This window comes from Bacillus pseudomycoides DSM 12442 (assembly GCF_000161455.1).
Classification (GTDB): domain Bacteria; phylum Bacillota; class Bacilli; order Bacillales; family Bacillaceae_G; genus Bacillus_A; species Bacillus_A pseudomycoides.
In genome coordinates, this window is record NZ_CM000745.1 from 1,594,967 (window position 1) to 1,620,516 (window position 25,550).

General features: G+C 34.6%; 23 protein-coding genes, 1 pseudogene and 1 other annotated feature. Of the genes and pseudogenes, 17 read left to right on the forward strand and 7 right to left on the reverse strand.

Going from position 1 to position 25,550, the window contains the following annotated elements; all coding sequences use genetic code 11:
* Positions 1-24 precede the first annotated feature (24 nt).
* Positions 25-486 (reverse strand): hypothetical protein, encoded by a 462-nt coding sequence (locus BPMYX0001_RS07950; RefSeq protein ID WP_003196732.1) that lies wholly within the window; start codon positions 484-486, stop codon positions 25-27.
* A 343-nt stretch (positions 487-829) separates the two neighbouring features.
* Here BPMYX0001_RS07950 and BPMYX0001_RS07955 point away from each other — a divergent pair, with 343 nt between their 5' ends.
* From BPMYX0001_RS07955 to BPMYX0001_RS07970, 4 genes are all read left to right on the forward strand, one after another.
* Positions 830-1,150 carry a hypothetical protein gene (locus BPMYX0001_RS07955; protein ID WP_006094433.1) on the forward strand — a complete coding sequence of 107 codons (321 nt, stop codon included), beginning with the start codon at positions 830-832 and terminating at the stop codon, positions 1,148-1,150.
* A gap of 154 nt (positions 1,151-1,304) precedes the next feature.
* Complete coding sequence (locus tag BPMYX0001_RS07960; RefSeq protein WP_018766700.1) at positions 1,305-1,949, forward strand: alpha/beta family hydrolase; 645 nt, start codon at positions 1,305-1,307, stop codon at positions 1,947-1,949.
* A 300-nt stretch (positions 1,950-2,249) separates the two neighbouring features.
* Complete coding sequence (locus BPMYX0001_RS07965; protein ID WP_033798803.1) at positions 2,250-2,789, forward strand: PadR family transcriptional regulator; 540 nt, start codon at positions 2,250-2,252, stop codon at positions 2,787-2,789.
* Between the two features lie 34 nt (positions 2,790-2,823).
* Positions 2,824-4,575: an MFS transporter gene (locus tag BPMYX0001_RS07970; RefSeq protein ID WP_033798804.1), complete on the forward strand. Its 1,752-nt coding sequence runs from the start codon at positions 2,824-2,826 to the stop codon at positions 4,573-4,575.
* A gap of 100 nt (positions 4,576-4,675) precedes the next feature.
* Here BPMYX0001_RS07970 and BPMYX0001_RS29290 read toward each other — a convergent pair whose 3' ends face one another.
* Positions 4,676-4,984 carry a hypothetical protein gene (locus tag BPMYX0001_RS29290; RefSeq protein ID WP_006094437.1) on the reverse strand — a complete coding sequence of 103 codons (309 nt, stop codon included), beginning with the start codon at positions 4,982-4,984 and terminating at the stop codon, positions 4,676-4,678.
* 569 nt (positions 4,985-5,553) lie between these two features.
* On the opposite strand from BPMYX0001_RS29290, the gene BPMYX0001_RS07980 reads away from it, so the two are divergent.
* A complete protein-coding gene (locus BPMYX0001_RS07980; RefSeq protein WP_033799635.1) occupies positions 5,554-6,150 on the forward strand; it encodes a DedA family protein in 597 nt (198 codons plus the stop codon).
* Between the two features lie 58 nt (positions 6,151-6,208).
* The gene (locus BPMYX0001_RS33860; protein ID WP_006094439.1) at positions 6,209-6,445 is read left to right on the forward strand and encodes a hypothetical protein; all 237 of its coding nucleotides are present in this window, start codon (positions 6,209-6,211) and stop codon (positions 6,443-6,445) included.
* 351 nt (positions 6,446-6,796) lie between these two features.
* On the opposite strand, the pseudogene BPMYX0001_RS33865 reads toward BPMYX0001_RS33860, so the two are convergent.
* A pseudogene (locus BPMYX0001_RS33865) lies at positions 6,797-7,123 on the reverse strand (RNA-guided endonuclease InsQ/TnpB family protein); the annotation flags it as partial.
* Between the two features lie 243 nt (positions 7,124-7,366).
* On the opposite strand from BPMYX0001_RS33865, the gene BPMYX0001_RS07990 reads away from it, so the two are divergent.
* The 3 genes from BPMYX0001_RS07990 (at position 7,367) to BPMYX0001_RS08000 (ending at position 10,374) form a co-directional block, all read left to right on the forward strand.
* Positions 7,367-7,933, forward strand: coding sequence for an undecaprenyl-diphosphatase (locus BPMYX0001_RS07990; RefSeq protein ID WP_006094441.1), 567 nt, complete (start codon positions 7,367-7,369; stop codon positions 7,931-7,933).
* A 372-nt stretch (positions 7,934-8,305) separates the two neighbouring features.
* Positions 8,306-8,818, forward strand: a complete 513-nt coding sequence (locus BPMYX0001_RS07995) for a hypothetical protein (protein WP_033798805.1) — start codon at positions 8,306-8,308, stop codon at positions 8,816-8,818.
* 272 nt (positions 8,819-9,090) lie between these two features.
* Positions 9,091-10,374, forward strand: a complete 1,284-nt coding sequence (locus tag BPMYX0001_RS08000; RefSeq protein WP_006094443.1) for an MFS transporter — start codon at positions 9,091-9,093, stop codon at positions 10,372-10,374.
* Positions 10,375-10,773: 399 nt separating this feature from the next.
* Here the strand turns inward: BPMYX0001_RS08000 and BPMYX0001_RS08005 are convergent, their stop codons facing one another.
* Entirely contained in the window at positions 10,774-11,595 is an 822-nt protein-coding gene (locus BPMYX0001_RS08005) for a YwqG family protein (protein ID WP_006094444.1), read from the reverse strand.
* A gap of 125 nt (positions 11,596-11,720) precedes the next feature.
* On the opposite strand from BPMYX0001_RS08005, the gene BPMYX0001_RS08010 reads away from it, so the two are divergent.
* The 5 genes from BPMYX0001_RS08010 to cysK all read left to right on the forward strand — a co-directional run bounded on the left by BPMYX0001_RS08010 (position 11,721) and on the right by cysK (position 18,780).
* Positions 11,721-12,527, forward strand: a complete 807-nt coding sequence (locus BPMYX0001_RS08010) for a polyphosphate kinase 2 family protein (protein ID WP_006094445.1) — start codon at positions 11,721-11,723, stop codon at positions 12,525-12,527.
* A gap of 583 nt (positions 12,528-13,110) precedes the next feature.
* A complete protein-coding gene (hflX, locus tag BPMYX0001_RS08015; RefSeq protein ID WP_003206751.1) occupies positions 13,111-14,370 on the forward strand; it encodes a GTPase HflX in 1,260 nt (419 codons plus the stop codon).
* A 330-nt stretch (positions 14,371-14,700) separates the two neighbouring features.
* Positions 14,701-16,263, forward strand: coding sequence for a Vga family ABC-F type ribosomal protection protein (locus tag BPMYX0001_RS08020; protein ID WP_006094447.1), 1,563 nt, complete (start codon positions 14,701-14,703; stop codon positions 16,261-16,263).
* Positions 16,264-16,638: 375 nt separating this feature from the next.
* Positions 16,639-17,847, forward strand: a complete 1,209-nt coding sequence (locus tag BPMYX0001_RS08025) for an MFS transporter (RefSeq protein ID WP_006094448.1) — start codon at positions 16,639-16,641, stop codon at positions 17,845-17,847.
* A gap of 15 nt (positions 17,848-17,862) precedes the next feature.
* Positions 17,863-18,780, forward strand: coding sequence for a cysteine synthase A (cysK, locus tag BPMYX0001_RS08030; protein ID WP_006094449.1), 918 nt, complete (start codon positions 17,863-17,865; stop codon positions 18,778-18,780).
* A gap of 52 nt (positions 18,781-18,832) precedes the next feature.
* Here cysK and BPMYX0001_RS08035 read toward each other — a convergent pair whose 3' ends face one another.
* A complete protein-coding gene (locus BPMYX0001_RS08035) occupies positions 18,833-20,467 on the reverse strand; it encodes a putative polysaccharide biosynthesis protein (protein ID WP_006094450.1) in 1,635 nt (544 codons plus the stop codon).
* 230 nt (positions 20,468-20,697) lie between these two features.
* Positions 20,698-20,921 (forward strand) — a binding site (T-box leader).
* 303 nt (positions 20,922-21,224) lie between these two features.
* Between BPMYX0001_RS08035 and BPMYX0001_RS08040 the strand changes: the two genes are divergently transcribed.
* Entirely contained in the window at positions 21,225-22,562 is a 1,338-nt protein-coding gene (locus BPMYX0001_RS08040) for a sodium-dependent transporter (RefSeq protein ID WP_003203801.1), read from the forward strand.
* 51 nt (positions 22,563-22,613) lie between these two features.
* On the opposite strand, the gene BPMYX0001_RS08045 is transcribed toward BPMYX0001_RS08040, so the two are convergent.
* Positions 22,614-22,931: a polysaccharide deacetylase family protein gene (locus tag BPMYX0001_RS08045; protein ID WP_078211535.1), complete on the reverse strand. Its 318-nt coding sequence runs from the start codon at positions 22,929-22,931 to the stop codon at positions 22,614-22,616.
* Between the two features lie 291 nt (positions 22,932-23,222).
* On the opposite strand from BPMYX0001_RS08045, the gene BPMYX0001_RS08050 reads away from it, so the two are divergent.
* Positions 23,223-23,486, forward strand: coding sequence for a CD3324 family protein (locus BPMYX0001_RS08050; RefSeq protein WP_003203805.1), 264 nt, complete (start codon positions 23,223-23,225; stop codon positions 23,484-23,486).
* Positions 23,487-23,628: 142 nt separating this feature from the next.
* A complete protein-coding gene (locus BPMYX0001_RS08055; protein WP_006094452.1) occupies positions 23,629-24,267 on the forward strand; it encodes a FusB/FusC family EF-G-binding protein in 639 nt (212 codons plus the stop codon).
* Between the two features lie 157 nt (positions 24,268-24,424).
* Here the strand turns inward: BPMYX0001_RS08055 and BPMYX0001_RS08060 are convergent, their stop codons facing one another.
* Positions 24,425-25,501 (reverse strand): N-acetylmuramoyl-L-alanine amidase family protein, encoded by a 1,077-nt coding sequence (locus tag BPMYX0001_RS08060; protein WP_006094453.1) that lies wholly within the window; start codon positions 25,499-25,501, stop codon positions 24,425-24,427.
* Positions 25,502-25,550 lie beyond the last annotated feature (49 nt).

The window sequence follows — 25,550 nt, forward strand, 5'->3', positions numbered from 1 at the left end:
GTAAGCCCTGTTAAACGGTAGAGCTCACTGTTCCTGAAATACAAATGTTTGCGTAAATTGTTTTTCTGCTTTTTCGGGGTGACCATTATAACTAAAATCTTTCTCTTCCCAGCTAATAACAATATCAAATGAATTGGCGTCTTCATATAATGGGAATTTCATTTTTGTAAAACTAGTTTGACTATATGACACGCTCATATCAGACTTGTTGAAAGGCTTGAAAGAGGCTTTTGATTTCGGGTTATTGTGACGTATTTCAACTGATACGTTAGATACGTCCTTACCGATATTCTTTACAAGTAAGCTGTATGAATGAAACATATCTGCTTTTGATGGTAATGCTTGAGGATCCTTAGCCTTATCAACTTCAATATACCACTGCTTAGATTTTGATGTAACAGGGAGTTCTGCAAAAGTAAAAGCGCTTGTTTGAAGTGGAACTGCAAAACATATGAAAGCAAGTAAGAATAATATTTTTCTTGTCATGTATGATTCTCCAATTCGCTATAGCGGATAGTTTTGATTTTGTTAGCATTTTCTAATTTTAAAGAAGTTATGCATGTATATTTGATTTAGCAGTTATAGAAAAGTGACGCGACACATATGCTGCACTGGGATAACCCGGGAATTGTCGTAGAAGTGATAAGAAAGCACTGGACGGGAAGATAGAAAATTATCTTATTGTGTATATGCATGAGTTATAAAGCTAATCTTTCTTAGTTGATAGAAGGATTAGCTTTATTTTATATGTAATTCTACAGGAAGAAAATGAACTTTTTTCAAGTTGGTAGGTAATAAATAGATAGGATGAATATGGGGAGGTGAAAACGTGGAGGAAACATTACTAATTCAGCTGGCGAAGGAGGGGAATATAGTAAACCAACATGAAACGTATAGGGGTTATGACACAATTGTAGTTCAAGGAGAATTTATAGGTGCTAATGCTAAAAAATTTCAAGCAAAAATATTTCATTATTGGTTTGATCGAAATACAGGACTTGTTTTGAAATATGAAAATCGAAATGAACAAGGAGAGGTAGTGGGTTATTTAGAAACGGAGTCCTTTGTTGTAAATACACCAATTGCAGATAGAGAATTTGCGGTGGATATTCCTCTTGATTATCAGAGACAAAATATGAATTCTAAGTAGTAAGGAGGTTATGAATGAGTAAATTAAGAAATGTTTATAGGCGGGATTATTATTGTGATATTGATTTTTTTATTTTTTGCGAAAGTTGAGAAAAATAAAAAGAGAAGTTGGTAATTTATGTTATAATATTATAAAAGTTTCGGAGGGGAAAATGATGAAAGGAAAGAAAAAGGAGATACAAACAAACGATAAAGCGATTAGTTATACACATATAGAAATGGGTTCCAAAACGATTTGCTTTATGTTTTCAGGTTCAGGTTACAATTACGATAAACCCTTGTTTTATTATTCGACGATGGTAATGCTCCAAAACAAAATCGATGTTGTCCATATCCATTACGCCTATGATGAGCAAACAATGAAAAAAAATATTGAAGAAATAACCAAAATAATAATGGATGATATTAATCCTGTGATTTTAGATGCTTTAAAAAATGGGCAATACAACAATTCGATTTTTTTAGGAAAATCACTCGGAACAATTCCAATTGCGAATGACTTAATGAAGAGAGATGAATTCTTAAAGTCAAAAATGATTTTACTCACTCCTCTGATAAAGTCTGATTCGATTTTTGACTCAATTTTGAATAGTCATCATCAAGGGCTTTTAGTTATCGGGGATAAAGACCATCATTACAATTCAAATCAAATTGACCAATTAAGTAAATCAAATTTAAAGATTGATGTTGTCCAAAATGCAAACCATTCCTTAGATGTTGGAGAATTTGAAACAACAAATTCAATTTTAGCTTTATCAAGGGTAATGGAAAAACTCCAAGAAACCGTTAGGACAAATTAGTGATAAACTGATATTATCAAAAGTTTACCAATTTGGGGGCTAGTTCACTTGCTAAAATAACCATTTAAAAAAAGGTGCTAATTGCACCTCTTTTTAAATGGTTATTTTTAATTTTGTACTTCAAATCCGAACCCGTTAGGATTTTTCTACATAGTCTTTTGTTTTAAATTCTTTACAGGGTATGAAATGAAAATTTAATTGGTTACATTTTACAAATGAATGAATAAGTTATATAATCAATAATCATATTAATAATGTTAATATGATTATTGATTATATAACTTATATGGGGTGTTTATGATGAAGGGAAGAGACGTTGTTTTAGGGCTATTGATGGAAAAAGAGTTGTCTGGCTATGACATAAAAATTGTATTTGAAGATGTGTTCACTCATTTCTTTGATGGAAGCTTCGGTATGATTTATCCAACTTTAAGACAGTTAGAGAAGGAAGGAAAAATTAAAAAAGAGGTTATTATGCAAGAAGGAAAGCCAAATAAGAAGATGTACTTCATAACGGATGAAGGAAGAGAAGAGTTTTATCAATATATGAGGACTGATGTAGAGAAGGATGTGTTACGCTCGGACTTTTTAATGCGAATGTATTTTGGTAATTATGCTGATGGAGAGACAATGAAGAGATGGATTGAAGAAGAAATTGAAAGGAAAGAAGCATATATTGCAGATCTTCGCTTGAAATATGAGAAATGGAGAGAGGGTATAACATTTGTAGAGGAGATTTCGCTTGATGTTGGTATTGCATCGTATGCTGCACAAGTTGAGACATTAAGGAAGAAATTAGTCCAACTTACACTGGAAGAAGATAGGGAAAACAAGGAATAAAAAGAAGTGCTAATTTATAAAGGGGGAGATTGCAATCGAGCAATCAAGGGGGCTTAAGATAGTGTTTTTGATGTGTTTAGGTATTTTTCTTTGTATGATTGATACCACCATTATGAACATCGCTTTACCAGCAATACAATCTAGTGTAAATACGTCATTAGAAAAAATGTCATGGATTTTAAATGTGTATACAATGACAATTGCTGTGCTAGCAGTTCCGTTAGGGCGTATTGCAGATATTTTTGGTAAGGCAAAAATGTATATCATTGGTTTAATCGTTTTTGGTGGTGGTTCCGCACTTTGTGCATTTGCGAATACTGGAGATTTTCTTATCTTTTCTCGCTTTATTCAAAGTATAGGAGCCGCGATTTTATTTCCGACGAGTATGGTAATTGCAGTATCAGCAGTTCCGTTAGCTAAGAGACACATTGCGCTTAGTATTTTAGGAGTAACACAAGGGTTTTCGGCGGCAATCGGACCAGTGATAGGTGGGGTTATTACAGAAAATTTAGGTTGGAGATGGGTATTTTTTGTCAATATTCCGATTTGTGTAATTGGAGTTGTTTTATGCTTTGTTATGCTACAAATAAAAAATGAAGAACGTATTAAATCCAAAATAGATTGGATCGGATTAGTATTAAGTAGCTCTGCAATTTTCTTTTTCACCCTTGTATTAGTTAAGGGGAACACATGGGGTTGGCTGAGTAACGTAGCGTGGATTTGCTATATTACTAGTATTCTCTCTCTCTTGTTATTTATTTTAGTCGAAAGAAAAGTTTCAGCGCCTATGGTGAATTTGCAGCTATTTAAAGATCGAACCTTTGTTGGAGCATCTATTGTGGTCATATTAAGCAATCTATTTTTGGTTGGAGTAACTGTCTTACTTCCGACTTTTCTTACAAAAATACAATATCGAACAGAAATGGAAGCGGCTTTTTTAGTTACACCTATTTCAGCAATGATATTTATTGTTTCCCCACTATCTGCAACGCTAATTAAAAAGCTTGGGAAAGTTTTTATTATTTTATCGGGTTTCATAGTGATGAGCATAGCGTATTATTGGTTACAAATGATAGGAGTAGATTCAACAAGTGCAGATATTATTATTCCTTGTATGATATTAGGTGCTGGATATGGTTTAGTCGTAGGTCCCATTACGATTTTAAGTGCTTCTTCATTTGAAGGGGAATTACTAACCGCTTCCCAAAGCATTGTATCGATGTTGAGACAAGTAGGGATTGTATTAGCTGTTGCTATATTTGTATCAACTTTAACTCATAATCTATCTGTAAATAAAGACAATGTTTATCGTTATGCTGAAGAGAAAGTTCGTAATATTCATGTGGATCAGGTTGAGCAAGAAAAAATATTGCAAATAACAAAAGAAAAAATCCGAAATAAAAGTTTAGAATCAAATGCTGAAAAAAAACAAAGTGAAGACAATCTCGGCTTGAGCAAGGAACAAAAAGAGAAATTGATTCATGAAAAAGTGAATGAAGCTTTAAATGGAGTTCCAGTGGAATATAGAGAAGGAAAAAGAGAAGAAATTACAAGGCAAGTAACAAAAGAAGTGGAAGAAAAAGAAAAAAGTATAAAGAAAGATATCCTTGCATTCTCAAATGATGTTAGTCATTATGCCGAAAATAAGATGGCAATGAGCTTTACAGATTTATATAAAGTAAGTGCACCAATTATTTTACTTTGTGGTTTGGTGAGTTTGGTGTTTTATAAAGGAAAGTTTCGAGTTGGTAGGAGAAGAAAAGGGTTAACGAGTAAGGGATGGTGAAGTAAATAAGGAATTAATATGATTTGATTAATGAGAGAAAAGCATTCCACAGCTGCAATGGTGGAATGCTTTTTTTATTTTAGATAAAGTGACTAATCGCTTAAAGCTCTTTTGAAAATATGCTTTGAGCTAATTCTTTAAAACTCGTTTCGTCTCTCGGTACGATTGATAAGTCCTCATGCCAAATCTCAACAATTTCCCAGCTATTTGTAGTTTGAAAGCCTATCGCATCGCCAGCAAAGTTATCACCAAATAATAAAACAGTTTTTATTTCTGGGTTTTCATCTGCGTCATATATTTCATCCGCTTCAATAAGTCCTCCATAGAACATAAAATACGCATTAGAAACAGATCCGTATCCAACTTCTTTTAAGAAGATAATGTAATCTTGGGGTATACCATTAAGCATAGATTCTCATCAATAATGGATTCAGTTAATTTACTAAAATCATAATCAGTTGGTGCATCATGGATCTTTTTTAGAATATCTTTGTATACCATATGTACACACTCCAAACGTTTTTGTGTAACCCCATATTATAATTTTATCTGTTTTGTTAACTTTGATTTTTCTTATAAACCATAAATCTTATATAACTTGCTTATTTATCTTTTATATTTCTAATTCTAGAGATACACACTATGAAATAAAGGCTATTATTAGCACAATACAAAATCCATATTTAATTATATTTGGATAAAAAAGAGAAATCAATACAATTTCATTTTGAAAATATAGAAAAAAGTGGAGTAACACATTTTATCCCGTAAAAGCTCGATTCGTTCAGCTAACCATCGGCGGGGAAGTGAAGACTCCCACTGATGGAAGTTTCACTTTATATTCGGAAATAAGTTATACGGTTAGAATTTTAATGGGGTTTATTGGAATAATACTAGGAGGTATATAATGTTTTTTGTTTAAAAAGGTGTCTCAATGATTGAGATACCAGTTCGTAATTGGTATGGATGGTGATTACAATAGAACAACAATTACATTATCTCATTTCGCATTTTGGATATTTCGGGATTATTATTGCTTTAGTGGGTGGAATTATCGGGTTACCGATACCTGATGAAACGTTGTTAACGTTTGTAGGGTACTATGTATATAAAGGGGAAATGAATTTTCTACTTGCATTACTAAGTGCATGTATCGGTTCGTCAATTGGTATTACTATTAGTTATTTGTTAGGAGTGAAACTTGGGATTCCGTTTTTAAAGAAATTTGGTCCGAAAATACATATTACAGAAAATAAAATAAATCGAACACAGATTTTGTTTCAGAAGATTGGTCCTGCCTTATTATTTATTGGCTATTTTATTCCTGGGGTTCGCCATGTTACTGCCTATTTAGCGGGTATTTCTCGTTTTCGATTTTGGACTTTTTGCCTTTATGCATATTCAGGAGCATTATTATGGAGTTTCACCTTTATCAAGTTAGGATTAGAACTGGGAGAAAAGTGGCGTCATGTAGTACACTATGCTCACCGTTATAGCCTCATTCTTTTAATTGTGCTAGTTATCCTTGTGGGTTTGATTTTTGTATATTTTCGCTTCAAAAAAGATAGAAACTAAGTTATCCCGTTATTCGTGAGCAGTAATACTCCCACTTCAAGATATTCTCAGTAATTTTTTGGCATTAAAACGAGTAATTGATTATGATACAAGCCTTATTACACAAGGAGCGCTGGAGATTTATTTGAAAAGTGGCATGTTTCATACGCACAGTAAGCGACTTGCAAAAAAATATGCAAAAAAATCGATACTATTACATCAAGAAATTAAAAGACAACTCCAAGATTGTGAAGTTAGCATTGACTATAAAAGGTCGATTTCTCTTGATACAAAGTTACATCTTGCCTTACCGTAAAATATGAATGCAATTGAGTTGATTCAACGTTTACATGCTGAACATGTACTATTGAGGCCTATTGATGAAAATTATTTATCAAATTTTTATAAAGAAAATATCATTAAAATAGATGCAAGAAATATAAATGCATCTATTATTTCAACCGGAATTCAAACTATAGTTCAAACAATATCTAGAATGAGCTAAGTAGTTGACTTGTGAATGACTCCTTCTTAACACTCTTATGAGTTGTTTGAAGAAGGGGCTTCCTGCTTCATAGAGGGTTGCTGCTTGGGGTTTCCCAAGCAGTCTTACATATTCTCCACAGGCGCCGTTTATACTGTTTGGACACAACCTTGCCCTTCAGTTTCAGTCTTCCGTCGTTCTCACATGTAATTGTTCTAATCCTTTTTGCAAAATGTTTAGACTCGCATTGTGATCCCGGTCTAATATCGTTCCACACTTTGTACAAATATGTGTCCGAATCGATAGGGATTTTTTTACGCGATTTCCACAGCTTGAACAATCTTGTGATGTGTATGCTGGATCTATTTTTACAAGTAGACCTCCAAATTTTTCGCACTTTTACAAAAGCATCTTGCGAAAAGCGCCCTAGCCCACATCAGAAATCGACTTTGACACTTTTCGATTCCGAACCATATTTCGGATATCGAGATTCTCTATACAAATCACCGATAAATCTTTTCATATAAACACTTTACATAAGTTAAACTATCAAAATGAAAAAAGAACCTTACAAAAATGTAATGTTTATGTCACAAAATAAGATAGTACATTGTGAGTAATCTTATTAAAATTGAATAGATTATGATTTGTAGGTGGAAACAATAAAAAAATATAATAAGAATTTATTAGAGTCCAAAGGTATATTTTGTTGAAATGTAGCGTGGACTCTATAGCAATAAAGGAGATTATGTAATGAATTTTAAAGACTTAGATTATGAATGGTTCAACTTTATAAATAGTAAGGTACAGCAATATCCACTGATAGATGATGTAATGATTATATTTGCAGAATATGTACAATATGCTTTCGTGTTACTACTCATCCTGTTATGGATAAAGAATAAACCTCAATTTCGTGTAATGGCTTTTCAATCGATTGTTGCGTTTACTTTAGCGTATTCCATCAATAGAATTATCGAGATATTTATTTATAGAGAGCGTCCTTTTGTCTCACATAACATCACAAAACTTGTAGATCATGCTGCCAATTCTTCTTTTCCAAGTGATCATGCAACATCAGCTGTTGTAATTGCAGCTACACTATTGCTATCTGCCTATCGTTTTAAATATACTTGGTTTTTCTTAGCACTTGGTGTAGCTTTTTCGAGAATATGGGTAGGAGTACATTATCCATTGGATGTAATTGCAGGATGTGTACATGGAATATTAATAGCATTATTTACGCAGTACGTTGTATTTAAAATACGACCTTTCGCTACATTAATTGCGAAACCTATTTTTCAAGGGAAAACTAGCTAAAAGAGTCGAGTCGGTTGGATGAGTGCTAACATGCGCATAGGAGAATAGATAATAGCAGAAACATGTTACACGATTTTTAGTAAGTATATATTGAAAAATGTTCTATTGTGAAATCATGTAAATGAACCAATCATCGATATCATCGAGGGTTGGTTCTTTTTATTATAGAGAATTTTACTCAATACTTTTTCTCATTCCTCAGAAAGGTTCTATATGCATCAAAATCTTCACAGGGATAGAAAGCATTTGTAAAGAAATTATGTAATGTATATTATAATATTAAATTTAAACATTATAATTTTAAATGAATGTATCGTATACTGGGTTTAAAACTAAATGAAAATGTATATGAGAAATTGAAGGTGAGAAGTTTTGGATTGCATTCAAAAACTAACTAGTATTTATGGCTTAGGGCTTTGTTGCGGATTGTGGAGCAAAGAAGAAGTAATTCAATGGTGTGATAAAGTGATTGAAGTGAGTGACTGCCCGCCATATGAAATAATTGAGATATCCTTAATGTCTAAAGAAAAGATAGATGATATTGAAGGGAAGTTATTTGAGTTTAGTAGAATAGTTGATGAAGAGTATGCTGTGAAATTAACTCTTTCTGTAATTCATGAAAAGTTAGTACGAAATGAGCTAATGATTGAAGAGTCAATTAAATCCACAACTAGACTTTTAGTCAACAGAGGTTTGTATTGGGAAGATGAATATGGTGATTTATATAGTGTTGATGATAGTTATGAATTAGCTAAAAATGGCGATCATTTTGATTTAGTTGAAGTTGTTAACATTTACATTGAAATGTTAGGGTTTTATGGTAAATATTTTAGTGAGTTTGAAAATTTGTATTTTAAAGTAATGGAGAATAAATGGGGTAGATAAAAGAATTGAAGATAAATTTAGTAACAAGAAGGCTTATTCGTAATCATATTAACAATGTGATGTGTAGAGTTTGCAAATAAATGAGAGAATCTTAGTTTAATAAATAAAAAACATTTGTGCCTAAGAAAAAACTGCCCTAAATCAAAGTATTTGGGCAGTTTTTTTGTTTTTCTCTTTTAGAAAGAAAAGAACGGATGAAAATGTTATTGAATATGAAACATTAAACATAGTACATTTAAAAAAGGAAAATCTTTCATAAAGAAGGTGAGAAAATGCTTGATACAGCTGATGGTTCAATAAGGAATCATATGTATACAGTAGAAGAACAACAAAAGATATATAAACGAACATTAGTGATCGTAAGTATTTCACAAATGTTTGGTGGTGCGGGATTGGCTGCTGGAATTACGGTAGGCGCACTTCTTGCGCAGCAAATGCTTGGAACAGATGCATTCGCGGGATTGCCAGCAGCCATGTTTACAATGGGATCTGCAGGAGCAGCTTTAGTAGTAGGCAGGCTTTCTCAGCGTTATGGACGCCGGATCGGGCTTGCGACAGGATTTATGGTAGGAGGGCTTGGTGCTATTGGTGTTGTAATCGCAGCTTTAACAAATAGTATTATTCTCTTACTTGCTTCCTTACTCATATATGGTGCAGGCACAGCCACAAATTTACAAGCCCGTTATGCCGGTACGGATTTAGCAAATAAGAAGCAAAGGGCAACTGCTATTAGTATTACAATGGTTATGACGACTTTTGGTGCGGTAGCAGGACCAAATTTGGTAGGGGTAATGGGGAGCTTTGCTCTTTCTATTGGTATTCCTGAACTTGCTGGTCCGTTCATATTATCAGCAGCTGCATTTTTGTTAGCAGGTCTCGTACTTTTCGTTATGCTTCGTCCAGATCCATTAATAATAGCGAACAGGATAGAAACATATAAACAGGAACATACAAATAAAGGGCGTGCGATAACTGAGAAATCGATAGCAAATAAAAGGGGCGTTACAGTTGGGGCCATCGTTATGATACTTACTCAAATTGTTATGGTTGCAATTATGACTATGACTCCCGTACATATGGAACACCATGGACATGGATTAAATGAAGTGGGCCTTGTTATTGGATTTCATGTAGGAGCAATGTACCTTCCATCACTCGTTACAGGAATTCTTGTTGATAAGATTGGTCGAATGGCAATGAGTATTGCTTCCGGAGTTATACTACTTAGTGCGGGAGTGGTAGCTGCCATTGCACCGAGCGATTCTTTAATTCTCCTGATCATTGCTCTTTCTTTACTTGGATTAGGATGGAACCTTGGATTAATAAGTGGCACTGCTCAAATTGTTGATGCAACAGAACCTTTAACGCGTGCAAAGACACAAGGGAAAGTGGATGTTTTTATTGCATTGGCAGGAGCTTCTGGGGGAGCGATGTCAGGCATGGTGGTAGCGAATTCGAGTTATGCGGCATTATCATTAGCTGGAGGGGCTTTAGCCTTATTACTCATTCCTGTTGTGATATGGTCTAGAAAAGGTGAAGAACATGAAATAAAATAGAAGTCCTGAAAGTTTTGCAGATTGATTTGTACTGACAGAGAAAAAGAGATGGATAAATAGTTACTAAAAGAAATCAAAGAAGTTACTGCACAAAATGAATCTCATAAAATTGTAAGAGGTATATCTTCTTTTAATAGCTTAGTAGAGGATGAAGCCCTCCGCTGATAAAAGGTGTACTTTAGTAGAAGGCTTGTCTGCAATCATATTAGTAATGTGATGCAAAAACTAAGGGTTAGAGGAGTACACAAGCGGTTATTGAGCTTTTTCATATAGAAGAACTGAAATTATAATAGATGGGCCAACTTTGTAGAAAAAGTTGGCCATTTTTTCTATTCTTTTTCGCTTTATACGAATTACAGTATAGAAACAGAGGAGATATGTTGAAAATGCATGGTTGATTTAACAACATTGCAAAATCAACCATGTATTTTCAAAGTTTCTTTGCAATAAATCTTCTTTTTTGATCCAGAAATATAATAAGCCAGTGTCTCCCCAATCCATTTCAGATTCATCATTGGTATCAAGTTGTAACAGTAACATCCAATCTTGGGCGCTGCCAGGCAAATGTTTTATCTCTTGATCTGAGGGGTACCCATTTCCTAAATAGATTCCGTTTGTAACAAGATGACACTCTTCCGCCATTGCTTCTGATTGTATAGCTTGTGCGGAGCCGAGTAAATGATGCAATCCATCGATATACAATTCTTCTATTTCTTTATAAAGATCCCATTCATCATCATTTGATAAACCTGTTTCTCCGACTTTTTCTTTTGCTAATGTCCAAGTTTCTTGAAAGGAGATGATGGAAGGAGGGAACACTTCTGTTTGAAGTTCTCGTCGTTTTAGGTTTTCTATATTTTCTGTGTACAGAACGCGATGACCTCCAATATCTCTTAGGTCAAACCCCCATGGTTGTTCTTCTGCGTCATAAAAGAAATATAACATGCCCTTCGTAGGTAGTGGGTTTCCTTTGTGATAAGGTTGTATTTCTTCTAAATTCAGCTGTCCAATAAAGTGTAACGGTATGTCGTTGTATGTTGGAATCTTTAATTCATCAGGTAAGTCTGGAAAACCTCCTAATTTTGAGGTTCCCACTGCTATTTGCTCATCAGATCCTTTACGTAGACGAATTTGAATTGTTGGCTCAAGAGAATTTAAAATATGCTTTTCTAGATGCATGGCATTATATTTTTCGAGTACATTTTGTAGCGTTTTTTGCATTATGTATCACCTCGTTTTTATTGTACAACAACTTCTAGTTGCACTAGTGTTATTTTCTGAATAAAATCAAAAATATTGAAAATTATGTTAAAATAGCGTTAGTGTAGGAAAAGGGGGATTATTTTATGACAAAAGATCGTCTTGCTCAAGTAGATTTAACGAAAAGAATGGAATCAAAATCAAAGTATAATAAGAAGCTTGAAAAGTATCAAAGGCGCTTATTAGCGTTGCAGCAAATTTTACAAAAAGAAAAAATAGCCGTTATTATGGCGATGGAAGGTTGGGATGCGGCTGGAAAAGGAGGGGCAATTAAACGAATTACTGAGCATCTGGATCCGCGTGGATTTCAAGTAAATCCAATTGGTGCGCCTGCTCCTCATGAAAAACGTTACCATTATTTGCAACGCTTCTGGAGGAAAATTCCTCAGTATGGTCAAATCACAATTTTTGATCGCTCTTGGTATGGTCGTGTATTGGTAGAGCGTGTAGAGGCATTCGCTACAAAGGAAGAATGGAATAGAGCATACGATGAAATCAATGATTTCGAAAAATTATTAACAGATGATCATTACATAGTAGCAAAATTCTTCTATCATATTAGTAAAGATGAGCAGTTAGTGCGATTTAAAGATCGAGAGAAAAATCCTCTTAAGAGATGGAAAATTACAGATGAAGATTGGCGCAATCGTGAAAAGTGGGATGAATACGCCCGGGCAATGGAAGAAATGTTTGAGAAAACAGATAAACTGAATGCAAGATGGAATATTATCGCTAGTAACGATAAATTATATGCGCGTGTGAAAACATTGAAAGTGATCATTTCATTGATTGAGGATTATTTCTTGCAGCATAGAATAGAATTGCCATCATACTATTATGAAATGAAAGAAGAAAAAGAAGAGATTGAACACGTGCAAGATATAGGTCGTTAAGCTTGTATGGGGTGAATTCGATTCATTAATTATAGATTTCACCCATAAAGTGATGCAAAACAAAAGACGAGAACTTTATTAAATTATGCGTAAAAAAATGAAGAATGCAGTAGAAAAATAATGATTTTATTTATGCCCGTAAGTGAAGTTTAATGTTGTGAAAACTACATAATTATGCTAAGATTTATGTAACTTTTAATGAACGGAGGGGTCTCCTTTGATTTTAATCAGATTACGTCTCAAAGCTTTGTGCCGATAATTGAATAGCGCTCAAAGGCTCTGTCTGTGTACAGAGTGAACGGGATTGGTCTGCCTATTTTAAAGGAACCCTTTATTGAACTGATATGTGAAAAGAGGGAGGGACGAATACGCCCTCTTTTTGTTTTGCCTTTATAATAGAATGATGTGATATACGTATATGTTTTTGGAAACGTATATCATTTGTGACGTATTAACCATGTAGCAATTTGGAAGCAATGTTGCTTTCTTTTGTTTATTTGGTGTACTCTCATCCGTTTACGAAAAACACAGGCAGTGACCTGTGTTTTTTAATTTTACGTAATCGAAATGGAGGAATAAATATATGGAAGAACTAGTACAAAAAGCGATATTAGTTGGAGTTAATTTAAATAGTGAAAGTGATTTTGAATATTCAATGGAGGAGTTAACGAATCTTGCAGAAGCTTGTGATGTGGAAGTTATAGGGAGAGTTACTCAAAATTTACATCGCGTGAATCCATCACATTATATTGGAAAAGGGAAAATTGAAGAGGTTTCTGCTTTTGTGAAGGAAGCAGATGCGAATATGGTTATTTTTAATGATGAGTTATCGCCTTCACAAATTCGAAATTTAGAAGCTGACTTAGATTGTAAAGTCATTGATCGTACCATTTTAATTTTAGATATTTTTGCGCAGCGTGCTAAGACGAAAGAAGCGCAGTTGCAAGTTGAAGTCGCGCACCTACAATATATGATGCCGCGTTTAATCGGTCTTCGTGAATCTTTAGGAAGACAGAGCGGCGGCGTTGGTACGAAGAATAAAGGTGTCGGTGAGAAGAAATTAGAGCTGGACCGTCGTAAAATTGAAGAGCAAATTGCAGTATTAAATAAAGAATTAGAAGCGCTTGTTGCACAACGTCAAACGCAGCGTAAACAGCGTAAGAAAAACGAAATTCCTGTTGTTTCATTAGTAGGATATACAAATGCAGGTAAATCAACGATTATGAATACGATGCTTGAAATCTTTAATGGTTCGACTGAGAAGCAAGTGTTTGAAAAGGATATGCTATTTGCGACCTTGGAAACATCCGTACGCAATATTGAACTTCCAGATAATAAATCATTCTTATTAACAGATACAGTTGGTTTTGTAAGCAAATTACCGCATCATCTTGTGAAAGCATTCCGTTCAACGTTAGAAGAAGTAGCGGAGGCGGATTTATTGATTCATGTAGTGGATTATGCAAATCCAAATTATGAACAATTAATTGAGATTACAAACCAAACATTAAAACAAATTGGTGTTGAAAACATCCCAACGATTTATGCGTATAATAAATCAGATATGATGGATGTTGAAATTCCGAAAATCCAGGAGGACCGAGTATATCTATCTGCAAAACAACAAATTGGGATTGAAGAGCTTGTAGAAATGATTCGTTCTTACATTTACAAAGAGTATACAAAGTGTGAGATGTTAATTCCTTATGATCAAGGGCAAGTTGTATCCTATTTCAATGATCATGCTCATGTTGTATCTACGAGCTATGAAAATGAAGGTACAAAACTTTCACTCGAATGTAAGACGAGTGATTTTGAAAAATATAAGCGTTTTGTTATTTAAAATGAAAAAAACATTGATTTTATTTGAAATTTCTAGCTATACTAAAAATAGTGTTAATGAAATTGAAAGAACGGAAGGGTGACCCAATTACATGAAGTACTAATCCTATTTACGAAAACAAACAATCGAAGGTTATTTTTAACAGATGATTATGCTGTTATTTGTGATGCCTTTAATTTGCGTTTTTCAGAATAGGATTGGTTTTGTATAGTTGGATCTAAAAGGGATAGTCTCTTTTGGTGTACACCTATATATAATTATGCCTCCTATTCTGAATGGATATAGGGGGCATTTTTTTGTCTCCTAAACTGGATAAAAGGGGATGTTACTATGTTTTTATTAGAAGCTAATCATATAAAGTACTATGTACAGGATCGTTTATTACTAGATGTGGACCAATTGCAAATTCATCAAAATGCTCGAATTGGGTTAGTTGGTAGAAATGGAAGCGGGAAAACGACGTTATTTCAAATGTTGGCTGGAAAAATTTCTCCAGAAGAAGGAAATGTTATTCAACGTACTAGGTGTGAGCTTTTGCCGCAGCTTAAACGAACAGATACAACAAAAAGTGGTGGGGAAGTGACGCAAGAATATGTCCAAAAAGCTCTTATGAAAGATGCCGAGCTTTTACTTGCAGATGAACCGACTACAAATCTTGATACAGAACATATCGAATGGTTGGAGAAAAAGTTAAAAAGTTGGCAAGGGGCATTTATCATTATTTCGCATGACCGTGCATTTTTAGATGCTCTTTGTACAACGATATGGGAATTGAATGAAGGGAAAATAAAAGAGTATACAGGCAACTATAGTGATTATGTAAAACAAAAAGAAATAGAGCTAAATCAAGAACAATTAGCGTATGAAAAGTATGAGAAAAAGAAAAAGCAGTTGGAAGAAGCGTTAAAGTTAAAAGAGAAAAAAGCTGAAAGAGCAACAAAGGCGCCAAAAAAGGTAAGTAAATCCGAAGCGAGAATTACAGGAGCAAAGCCATACTTTGCCAAAAAGCAAAAGAAGCTACAAAAAACAGCAACGGCCATCGAAACGAGATTAGAAAAACTTGAAAAGGTAGAAAAAGTAAAGGGGCTCTCACCAATTAAGATGAATTTGCCAAATGCAGAAACGTTTAAAAACCGGATTATTCTTCGTGTAGATGGTGTAACAGGTAAAGTTGGGGAACGTGTGCTTTGGAGCAAAACAAGTTTTCACATTCGGGGCGGTGATAAATTAGCGATTATCGGTTCAAATGGAAGTGGGAAAACGACATTTGTCAAAAAAATCATGAACCAAGAGTATGGTATTAAGCTTTCACCAGCTGTTAAAATTGGCTATTTTAGTCAAAACTTAAACATATTAGATACGGAGAAATCAATTATCGAAAATGTCCAACTCTATTCAAAACAGGATGAAACACTGATTCGAACGGTTCTTGCGAGAATGCATTTTTTCAGAGATGATGTTTATAAGCCGGTAGGGGTTTTAAGTGGTGGTGAGCGAGTGAAAGTAGCGCTGACAAAGCTATTTTTAAGTGATATTAATACTTTAGTGTTAGATGAGCCGACGAACTTTCTTGATATGGAAGCTGTTGAAGCGTTAGAGTCTCTTCTAAAAGAATATGAAGGAAGTGTAATCTTTGTCTCGCATGATCGCCGGTTTATCGAAAATATTGCTACGCGAATTTTAACAATCCGCAATCAAAAGATTGAATTATTTGAAGGGAATTATCAGCAATATAAACTCAATCAAGTGGAAAAGACGCGAGATACGAAAGAAGATAAGCTTCTTTTACTTGAAACAAAAATATCGGAAGTGCTAAGTCGCTTAAGTATTGAACCGTCCGAAGAATTAGAAATAGAATTTCAAAAACTTTTAAAAGAAAAACGAGAATTATAATTAAAGTTGATTAGAAAAAAGTACATCACGACTAATGGAGTGATGTACTTTTTTTGAGCTAGGTGTTGTCTTTTGTTTTTGCTAACATGCGGATAGAACTACTGATCATGGAAGTAAGAGTGCAACACTCTTGTTTGTCTCTTTCTTCATCTTTGCTGATATAAAATAATCTAAAGAAAACTTCTTCCATTCAATTTTATAAAAATATATAAATTTAATGATTTTATGTATATAGATGAAATCGAAGTTGTGTTGCTGGAAAAAGAAATAAAACCAGTATAGAATAGAAAATGTTTTAAAAATCAGAAATTATTACAGTAAGTGTAATGTTAATTAGTTACATTTTCTGTTTTTTAGGGAAGGAGAGAGTGAATTATGCAGGCAGTTTCAAAGGAAAATAAAATAGCTTCACCAACGATATATCGTATTTTATTTGCGATTAGTTTCGGTCATTTTTTAAATGACTCGATGCAAGCTGTTGTACCGGCACTGTTTCCTATTTTGGAAAAGTCGATGAATTTGTCCTATATGCAGGTAGGATGGATTGCATTCGCGTTAAATATGACGTCATCGATTATGCAGCCGGTGTTTGGGATGTATTCAGATAAGAAACCATCTCCATTTTTATTACCGCTCGGTATGTTTTCGAGTATGCTTGGGATGATTGGACTTGCGTTCGCACCAAACTTTATTATCGTTATTATTTCAGTTTTATTTATCGGATTAGGATCAGCAGTCTTTCATCCTGAAGGCGCACGTGTTGCTTATATGGCAGCTGGTGCAAAGCGAGGGTTAGCGCAGTCAATTTATCAAGTAGGAGGAAATACAGGGAATTCTCTTGCACCAATTTTTACAGCGCTAATTTTTGTTCCGCTTGGGCAAGTTGGATCACTTGGATTCACGGCTTTTGCAGCGGTAGGTATTGTGTTATTAATTTTTGTTTCAAATTGGTACAAAAATGAGTTAGTAAATGGTGCGATGCGAAGAAAGAAACGAGCTGCACTTGAGGCGGAGAATGCAATTGTTAGTAAGCATATTAAGTTTGTAATTGTTCTTCTTGTTTTCTTAACCTTTGTTCGTTCTTGGTATGGAGCTGGCATTGGGAACTTCTATCAGTTTTATTTAATCGAGCATTATGGTGTGTCTATTAAAAATGCACAGTACTTTGTATTTGCTTTTATGATTGCTGGGGTACTGGGTACATTCTTTGGTGGGCCATTAGCAGATCGATTTGGTAAGAAAAATATTATCGTATTTTCAATGCTAGGTTCTGCGCCGCTTGCACTTTTATTACCACATGTTTCTCTAGCGTGGGTTGTGCCGTTATTTTTATGTATAGGTTTTATTAGTTCCAGTAGCTTTAGTGTTATTGTTGTGTATGCGCAGGAGCTCGTTCCGGGAAAAGTTGGAATGGTGTCAGGATTAATTGTCGGTCTTGCGTTTGGCCTTGGAGCATTAGGTGCCGTTGTTCTTGGGAAATTAGCAGACGTGTATAGTCTGCAATTTATTATGGTATTATGTAGTTGTTTACCATTAATTGGACTTACGTCATGGTTACTACCAAGCGATCGAAAAACACGATAGAATAGGGGATGCGCTATGAAACTATCTCAAAATGTTACAGAATTAATTGGAGATACACCTGTCTTACGGTTATCGCGATTCGTTCCAGAAGATGCGGCAGATGTGTATGTGAAATTGGAAATGTTTAATCCATCTCGTAGTGTGAAAGACCGAGCGGCGTATAATTTAATTCATATGGCGGAAGAGCAAGGGCTCATTAAGCCAGGTGATACGATTATTGAACCAACAAGTGGAAATACAGGGATTGGTTTAGCGATGAACGCAGCTGCTAAAGGATACAAAGCGATTTTAATTATGCCAGATAATATGTCAAAAGAACGGATTAACTTGCTTAAGGCATATGGGGCTGAAGTTGTTTTGACACCCGCAGAACAAAGAATGCCAGGAGCAATTGCGAAGGCGGTAGAATTACAAAAACAAATATCAAATAGCTTTATTCCGCAGCAGTTTGAAAATCCAGCAAACCCGAATATTCATCGCTATACAACAGCTCTTGAAATTTATGAACAAATGGATGGAAAGCTAGATGCATTTGTAGCAACTGCTGGAACTGGTGGAACCATTACTGGCACAGGAGAAATATTGAAAGAAAAACTACCAAATTTATATATTGCAGTAGTTGAACCGAAAGGATCTCCTGTTTTATCTGGTGGTGTGCCGGGTCCTCATAAACTAGTTGGAACAAGCCCAGGGTTTATTCCGAAAAACTTAAATACGGAAATATATAATGAAATTATTCAAATTGCGGATGAAGAAGCGCTTAGTACAATGAGAAATCTAGCAAAACAAGAGGGAATATTAGTAGGACCATCTTCAGGTGCCTCGGTCTATGCTGCAATCACGATAGCAAAACAATTAGGTGCTGGTAAGAAAGTGTTATGTATTGCACCTGATACGGGAGAGCGTTATTTAAGTATGGGATTGTTTGAATAAGAAACATAACAAAGAAGAGATTGTATGTATCATATACAATCTCTTCTTTGTTTTATTTTACTAATTTTTTTAATATAGGTAAACGACCAATTCGATCACCAAGAATATGTGATGCTAGGCCACTTGTTAATACGAAAGTAAGATAGACAATTCCTCCAACCACGCCGCAAATAATAACGATTAGCAATGATTCGATATAAGGTTGTCCAGGGATCAACCATCCGATAATCGCTTTTAATCCTATTACGACAGCGGACATTGCTGCGGAGTAAATTGTAATAAGAAATACTGTTTTAGCTGTTTCTGCAATATCAAAATTTGCAAATTTGACGATGCAATATAGCATAATGATATCAGAAACGAGATATCCAAGAATTGTTCCAAGTACTGCTCCATGCCCACCTAATAGATATAGAAGTGGCGTATTCACTAAGATTTTTACGAGAATACCAACTGAGAATGCAATCATTGTTTTTCGCTGATAATCAATGCCTTGTAAAATGGCTGCTGAAACAGTGAAAATCGCACTTAATACTGCTGATGGTGCATAAGAAATTAAATATTGAGACCCGCCTAAAGCGGTATCAGGACTCATATATACCATGCGGAATGCATCATATGCGATGCTAGCGAGTCCAAATGCAGCAGGGATTGTGAAGAATAACAATAATTGGAAAATCTTTGTAATTTGTTCTTGTAATTCTTCTAGTTTCCCGCTTGTAAATGATTTTGTTATCGCTGGAATAATCGTAAGTGAAAATCCAGTTGCGAGCGAAGCGGGAATCATAATTAATTTTTGAGCATAGTTCGTTATATAAGCGAAAATCGCATTCGCAGTTTCAAGCGGTGTTCCAATTGCTCTTAGTGCATCAGCAACTGTATATTGATCCACTAAAGTATAAAGTGGAATAGCGATCCCTACAAAAACAATAGGGATTGCGTAACGAAGTAGCTCCATATAAATGCTTTTTAATGAAATGTTTGAAGCCCTTGTTTTTAGTTCGCCTGCAGGTGGTTTTAAATGATTATATTTTTTCCAATACATGATTAAAATTGAAACGCTGGCAATTGCTCCAATAACAGCTCCGAATGTAGCGACTGCAACAGAAGACGCAACGGAACCACCTAGTAATTTTGAAACGATAAAACTACCTACTAAAATGAAAATGACACGTGCAATTTGTTCCACAACTTGAGAAACAGCACTTGGCTTCATATGTTGGAATCCTTGGAAGTATCCACGTGTTACACTCATTGCTGGAACAATAATGAGCGCAAAACTTAATGCTCGCATTGTAAGTGTTACATCAGCGATAAACCCCGGATCAGGTGTTTTGGAACGAATAATAAACTGCGATACGTAAGGTGCTCCGATAAATAAGATTAAAAATCCAGCGAAACCCATAAGTAGCATGATTTTCACACTAGAATTATACAGTTTCTTACTTGTGTTATAGTCACCTAATGCATTATATTTAGCAACAAATTTCGACACAGCAATTGGAATGCCGGCTGTTGAAAAGCTAAGCAAGATGCCATACCAAGAATATGCATACGCATATAAAGCAACCCCTTGTTCACCAACTAATAGTTGAAAGGGGAAGAAGTATATAAAGCCTAAAATACGCGAAATCATTGTGGCACCGCTTAGTAAAGCTGTACCTTTTAAAACTTTTGAAGTAGACAAAACCTTTCCTCCTACTCGTGCTCTGTTACAATCATCCTATACTACTATAAACCTGTCAGTGGATTTTATAAAGCATAAACCATAAGTCGTGCAATAGTATTCATCAAAAAGTCATATTTTGAATTTTTATAGCAACAAATAGCAAATTAATACATAAAAATTCAAAAAAATCAGTTGACACTCTTTTTATTGTATGATAAAAATGATAGTAATCAATTCGGAAAACATATAGTTGGGCAATGAAAGGGTAAAGTAGTGAAAATCTCCCTATGACAGAGAGCTGATGGTTGGTGCGAATCAGTATATAGATTATTCATGAAGTTCGTCCTGGAGCATCTTTCATAAATCTCACATTGTGAGGAAATGAAAGACGGTAGTATATACCGTTATCAAATAAAGTGGTGAAGAATTTTTTCACAACTAGGGTGGTACCGCGATATATATCGTCCCTACGTTTTTGCGTAGGGACGTTTTTTATTTAGGGGTTATTTTAGTTGTATCTTCATAACTAGGGTGGTACCGCGATATTTTATCGTCCCTACGTTTTCGTAGGGGCTTTTTTTATTTCGGCAGTTTCTTAGTATTTTTCACAACTAGGGTGGTACCGCGATATTTTTATCGTCCCTACGTTACTGTAGGGGCGATTTTTTGTTTCTGAAGGGAAGTGGTTGTATTAGAAAGGGAAGAGGATAGAACAATACAAGTAAGTATGAAATGTAATAACAAGAAAAAATAGAAGAAGAGAGGAGATAGAAAGATGAATTCACAGCAATGGACATCGAAATTAGGTTTCGTTTTAGCTGCAGCAGGTTCAGCAATTGGCCTTGGCGCAATTTGGAAGTTTCCGTATATGGCCGGTATTGGAGGGGGCGGTGCCTTCTTTCTAATATTCATTGGTTTTACTTTACTGATTGGTTTACCTTTATTATTGGCAGAATTTTCAATCGGAAGAAGTACGCAAAAAGAGGCTGTTGATGCGTATAGAGAGATCGCTCCTAAAACATTATGGCCGTGGGTTGGTAAGTTAGGGATTGTAACATGTTTCATATTGCTTTCTTTCTACAGTGTTGTAGGAGGTTGGATTTTATTATATTTATGGAATGCAATTACAGGTAGACTATGGGAAGGAAATGGTGCATACGAAGCAACATTTGGTGAAATCATTTCCAATCCATATTTAGCAGTTGGATCACAGCTATTATTTATTCTTATTACTATTTTTATCGTGAGTAAAGGCGTGCAAAATGGTGTTGAAAAAGTAAATAAATACTTTATGCCAGCACTATTCGTTTTGTTCTTTGTGTTAATTGTTCGTGCGCTTACATTAGATGGAGCGGGAGAAGGGGTACGTTTCTTCTTACAACCTGATTTTTCGCATGTAACGTCTGAGATTGTTTTATATGCGATGGGGCAATCGTTCTTCTCATTATCTGTCGGTGTGGCAGTAATGGTAACGTATAGCTCGTACTTGCCGAAAGAAGAAAATTTACCGCGTTCAGCATTTTCTATTGTTGGTTTAACACTTGTTATTACATTACTTGCGGGACTTGCAATTTTCCCGGTTGTATTTGCATTTGGAATGGAGCCATCTCAAGGACCGGGATTACTATTTATTGTATTACCGGCTATCTTCAGTAAAATGGCATTTGGAAAACTATTTTTCATTATTTTCTTATTACTATTCTTTTTTGCTACTGTAACATCTGCAATTTCTATGTTAGAGATTAGTGTTGCTTCCTTAACAAAAAAAGGAAAGGGAAAACGTGAAAAAATGGCATTGATTGTTGGATTACTAATCTTTGTTGTTGGAATTCCATCGGCACTATCATATGGTGTATTAAGTGATGTGAAGCTTTTTGGAAAAACAGTGTTTGATTTAGCAGACTTTGCAGTAAGTAACGTTCTTATGCCGCTTGGTGTATTATTAGTTGCAATTTTCGTGCCATTAAAAATGAAGAAAGATGTATTAATGAAAGAACTGGGTGTCAGTAAAAATAAAGGCTATAAATTATTTGTATTATGGTTATTCTTACTTCGCTATATCGCACCAATTGCAATTATTATCGTATTTTTAAATGTAATTGGAGTGATTTAAAGTACAAAAGGCTCTAGCATAACGTTATGCTAGAGCCTTTTAATTATAGAATTATCTTTTCTGTAATTCGTTTACTGTAACAAATTGATAGCCTTTTTTAGATAAAGAATCTAAAATGCTTTCAATGGTCTTTAAGGCATTATTAGAATCGTCATACATGGAATGTAATAAAATGATAGATTCAGGTTCTACATTTTTTGTAGGAGCATCATCAAAGGTTAGGGCGACGACTTTTTGATTTGTTTCTACCCGATTTGTTAATTTACCAAATAGTTGATACGTTCGTGAATTCATTAATTTATAAGTTCCAAAGAGTAGGAAGAGAAGAGTGGTTAGTATAATCAATGATGTAATGATTCTTTTGTTCATAAAGCGCCCTCACATTATTTTTAATTTTAAAAAGTAGTGGGATGCAAGTGAGGAAAATTTATCATATAATAAAGTTGAATCAAAAGGTATATTAGGAGGTGTTGATATGGCGATTACAATACAATTGCCAGACACTGCAGCGTCTCATGCAAAGCCAAGTATGGAAATGGCGATACTTTGCGTGAGGTAGACAAGTAGTATTCAATCGCCAAAATGAGCTCGTATCATTTCTTTTATATTTGGCTTTGCACCTTATTGAAATGAACCATAAAAAATAAGGGGCGAGCAGAAATGAAATACGTAAAGGCAGCGACTGTTTTACCAGAAAACTTAATTGCAGAAATTCAAAAGTATGTACAAGGTGAAACAATTTACATTCCAAAACAAGAAACTAAACATTATAAATGGGGTACACGATCTGGCGGAAGAAAGCAACTTGATGCACGGAATAGAGACATTAAACATGCTTTTAAAAGTGGAACTACCATTCATCAATTAGCAGAGGAATACTTTCTTTCTACGGAAACGATAAAAAAAATCGTGTATTCAAAATAATAATGAAAAACACTGATTATTCAATTAGAAATAATCAGTGCTTTTTGTGTATACTTTGTTTATGAATCGTTTTCGACATTTTATAAAATAAGTGTATTGTATACAATAAAAAGAGATCAACAATTTGTATGGAGTGATAATAATGGAAGCATTTATTAGAAGTGATCAATATAATTTTATAAAATCACAAACTCATATTCTAGCGCATGGACACGCAACAGCAAACGATAGAGGTGTTATTGCTGCGCTGAAGTCTCTTGCAATAGAAAAAGTGTTACATGTTTTTGAAAATCTTACTGATGAACAAAAAAAAATAATCGATACGATTTTGGCAGTTGAAAATAGAGAGAAGGCAGAAGCGTTTTTACTTCAGTTAAATCCATATGTTATTCCGTTTCAGGAAATTACACCACAAGCGTTAAAAAAAATATTTCCTAAAGCTAAAAAATTGAAGCTTCCTGAAATAGAAGAAATAAATATGAAAGAAATGTCGTATTTAGGTTGGATTGATAAAGGAACGGGCAGAAAGTTTATTATAGCAAAGAACGGAAATAAGTTTGTTGGCCTACAGGGAACATTTCAAAGTATAAATAAAAAGAGTATTTGTTCATTGTGTCATGGTCACGAAGAAGTAGGTCTGTTTTTAGTTGAAATAAAAGGTGATGTACCAGGTACTTTTGTTAAAAAAGGAAACTATATTTGTAAAGATAGTATAGCATGTAATCAGAATATGACTTCGCTTGATAAATTACATGACTTTATTGAGAGATTGAGGAAATAAATTATTGCAAAAGATCGTACTAAACTACATTCATCACTATAATTGTGTGTGAGTTCAAGAAAACAAAAATGACCTGTTCCCTAAAGAATAGAGGGAACAGGTCTAGGGATACTTTTCAATAGGTAGGAGATGTAAATCTCTACCCATTGAAATTCACTTAGATCATAACGCCATTATCTGCAAAGTGATACCACTTTCCATCAATGAACAGGTAGCTAGTAGCCATGGAACCATTTGTATTTAGATAATACCAAGTAGATCCTTCTTTTAACCAGCCAGTAGCCACAGAACCATTTGTATTTAGATAATACCAAGTAGATCCTTCTTTTAACCAGCCAGTAGCCATAGAACCATTTGTATTTAGATAATACCAAGTAGATCCTTCTTTTAACCAGCCAGTAGCCATAGAACCATTTGCATTTAGATAGTACCAAGTATCGCCTGCTGGTAACCAACCTGTAGCCATAGTCCCATCTCCATAAAAGAAATACCAAGTCCCTTTTATATTTTTCCATGCTGTAGCCATGGAACCATCTTCATTATAGTAATACCAAGTGCCTTTATAGGGCCCACTAGTAATCTCACGCCAACCTGTCACCATAGTCCCATTATCATTAAAATAATACCCTTTATCATTAATCAATTTTTCCCCTATAGCCATGGAACCATCTTCATTGTAGTAATGCCATCCGTCGGAACCACCAAAGTGTTTCCAACCTGTCACCATGCTGCCATTATCATTAAAGTAAAATGTTTGTCCTATAATCGTTTTTTTACCTGTGGCCATGAATCCTTCTTCATCGAAGTAATACCAAGTGCCTTTAATATTTTTCCAATCTTTAACCATGGAGCCATCTTCATTAAAATAACGCCATTTTCCGTTATAAGACACAGGTCCATTAAATTGTTTCCAACCTGTCATCATAGCTCCATTATCATTAAAATAATATGTTTTTTTATTAATAGTTTTCAAGTCTGTAACCATAATTCCATCTTTACCAAAGAAATACCAAGTGCCGTCGATCTTTTTCCAATCTTTAGCTGTATTACCATCTTCATTAAAGTAATACCAAGAACCTCCATATTTTGACCAATGTGGAACCATAGCCCCATTTTCTTCACCTTGCTCAATTGCATATGTATGATTCTGAACAACTACATTTTCTTCTGCATGAGAAACTGTAGGAACTACAAACATTGCAGCCATTAAAATTGGTAAAATAGATTTCTTCATTTTCCATATCCCCCAAATAATGAATAATTTTAGTTTTTATTTTCACAAA

Bases quoted from the DNA above. Each gene is read 5' to 3' on its own strand.
- BPMYX0001_RS07950 (WP_003196732.1), bottom strand. From the start codon at position 486: ATGACAAGAAAAATATTATTCTTACTTGCTTTCATATGTTTTGCAGTT.
- BPMYX0001_RS07960 (WP_018766700.1), top strand. From the start codon at position 1,305: ATGAAAGGAAAGAAAAAGGAGATACAAACAAACGATAAAGCGATTAGT.
- BPMYX0001_RS07965 (WP_033798803.1), top strand. From the start codon at position 2,250: ATGAAGGGAAGAGACGTTGTTTTAGGGCTATTGATGGAAAAAGAGTTG.
- BPMYX0001_RS29290 (WP_006094437.1), bottom strand. From the start codon at position 4,984: ATGCTTAATGGTATACCCCAAGATTACATTATCTTCTTAAAAGAAGTT.
- BPMYX0001_RS07990 (WP_006094441.1), top strand. From the start codon at position 7,367: ATGAATTTTAAAGACTTAGATTATGAATGGTTCAACTTTATAAATAGT.
- BPMYX0001_RS08000 (WP_006094443.1), top strand. From the start codon at position 9,091: ATGCTTGATACAGCTGATGGTTCAATAAGGAATCATATGTATACAGTA.
- BPMYX0001_RS08005 (WP_006094444.1), bottom strand. From the start codon at position 11,595: ATGCAAAAAACGCTACAAAATGTACTCGAAAAATATAATGCCATGCAT.
- BPMYX0001_RS08010 (WP_006094445.1), top strand. From the start codon at position 11,721: ATGACAAAAGATCGTCTTGCTCAAGTAGATTTAACGAAAAGAATGGAA.
- hflX (WP_003206751.1), top strand. From the start codon at position 13,111: ATGGAAGAACTAGTACAAAAAGCGATATTAGTTGGAGTTAATTTAAAT.
- BPMYX0001_RS08020 (WP_006094447.1), top strand. From the start codon at position 14,701: ATGTTTTTATTAGAAGCTAATCATATAAAGTACTATGTACAGGATCGT.
- BPMYX0001_RS08025 (WP_006094448.1), top strand. From the start codon at position 16,639: ATGCAGGCAGTTTCAAAGGAAAATAAAATAGCTTCACCAACGATATAT.
- cysK (WP_006094449.1), top strand. From the start codon at position 17,863: ATGAAACTATCTCAAAATGTTACAGAATTAATTGGAGATACACCTGTC.
- BPMYX0001_RS08040 (WP_003203801.1), top strand. From the start codon at position 21,225: ATGAATTCACAGCAATGGACATCGAAATTAGGTTTCGTTTTAGCTGCA.
- BPMYX0001_RS08045 (WP_078211535.1), bottom strand. From the start codon at position 22,931: ATGAACAAAAGAATCATTACATCATTGATTATACTAACCACTCTTCTC.
- BPMYX0001_RS08050 (WP_003203805.1), top strand. From the start codon at position 23,223: ATGAAATACGTAAAGGCAGCGACTGTTTTACCAGAAAACTTAATTGCA.
- BPMYX0001_RS08055 (WP_006094452.1), top strand. From the start codon at position 23,629: ATGGAAGCATTTATTAGAAGTGATCAATATAATTTTATAAAATCACAA.
- BPMYX0001_RS08060 (WP_006094453.1), bottom strand. From the start codon at position 25,501: ATGAAGAAATCTATTTTACCAATTTTAATGGCTGCAATGTTTGTAGTT.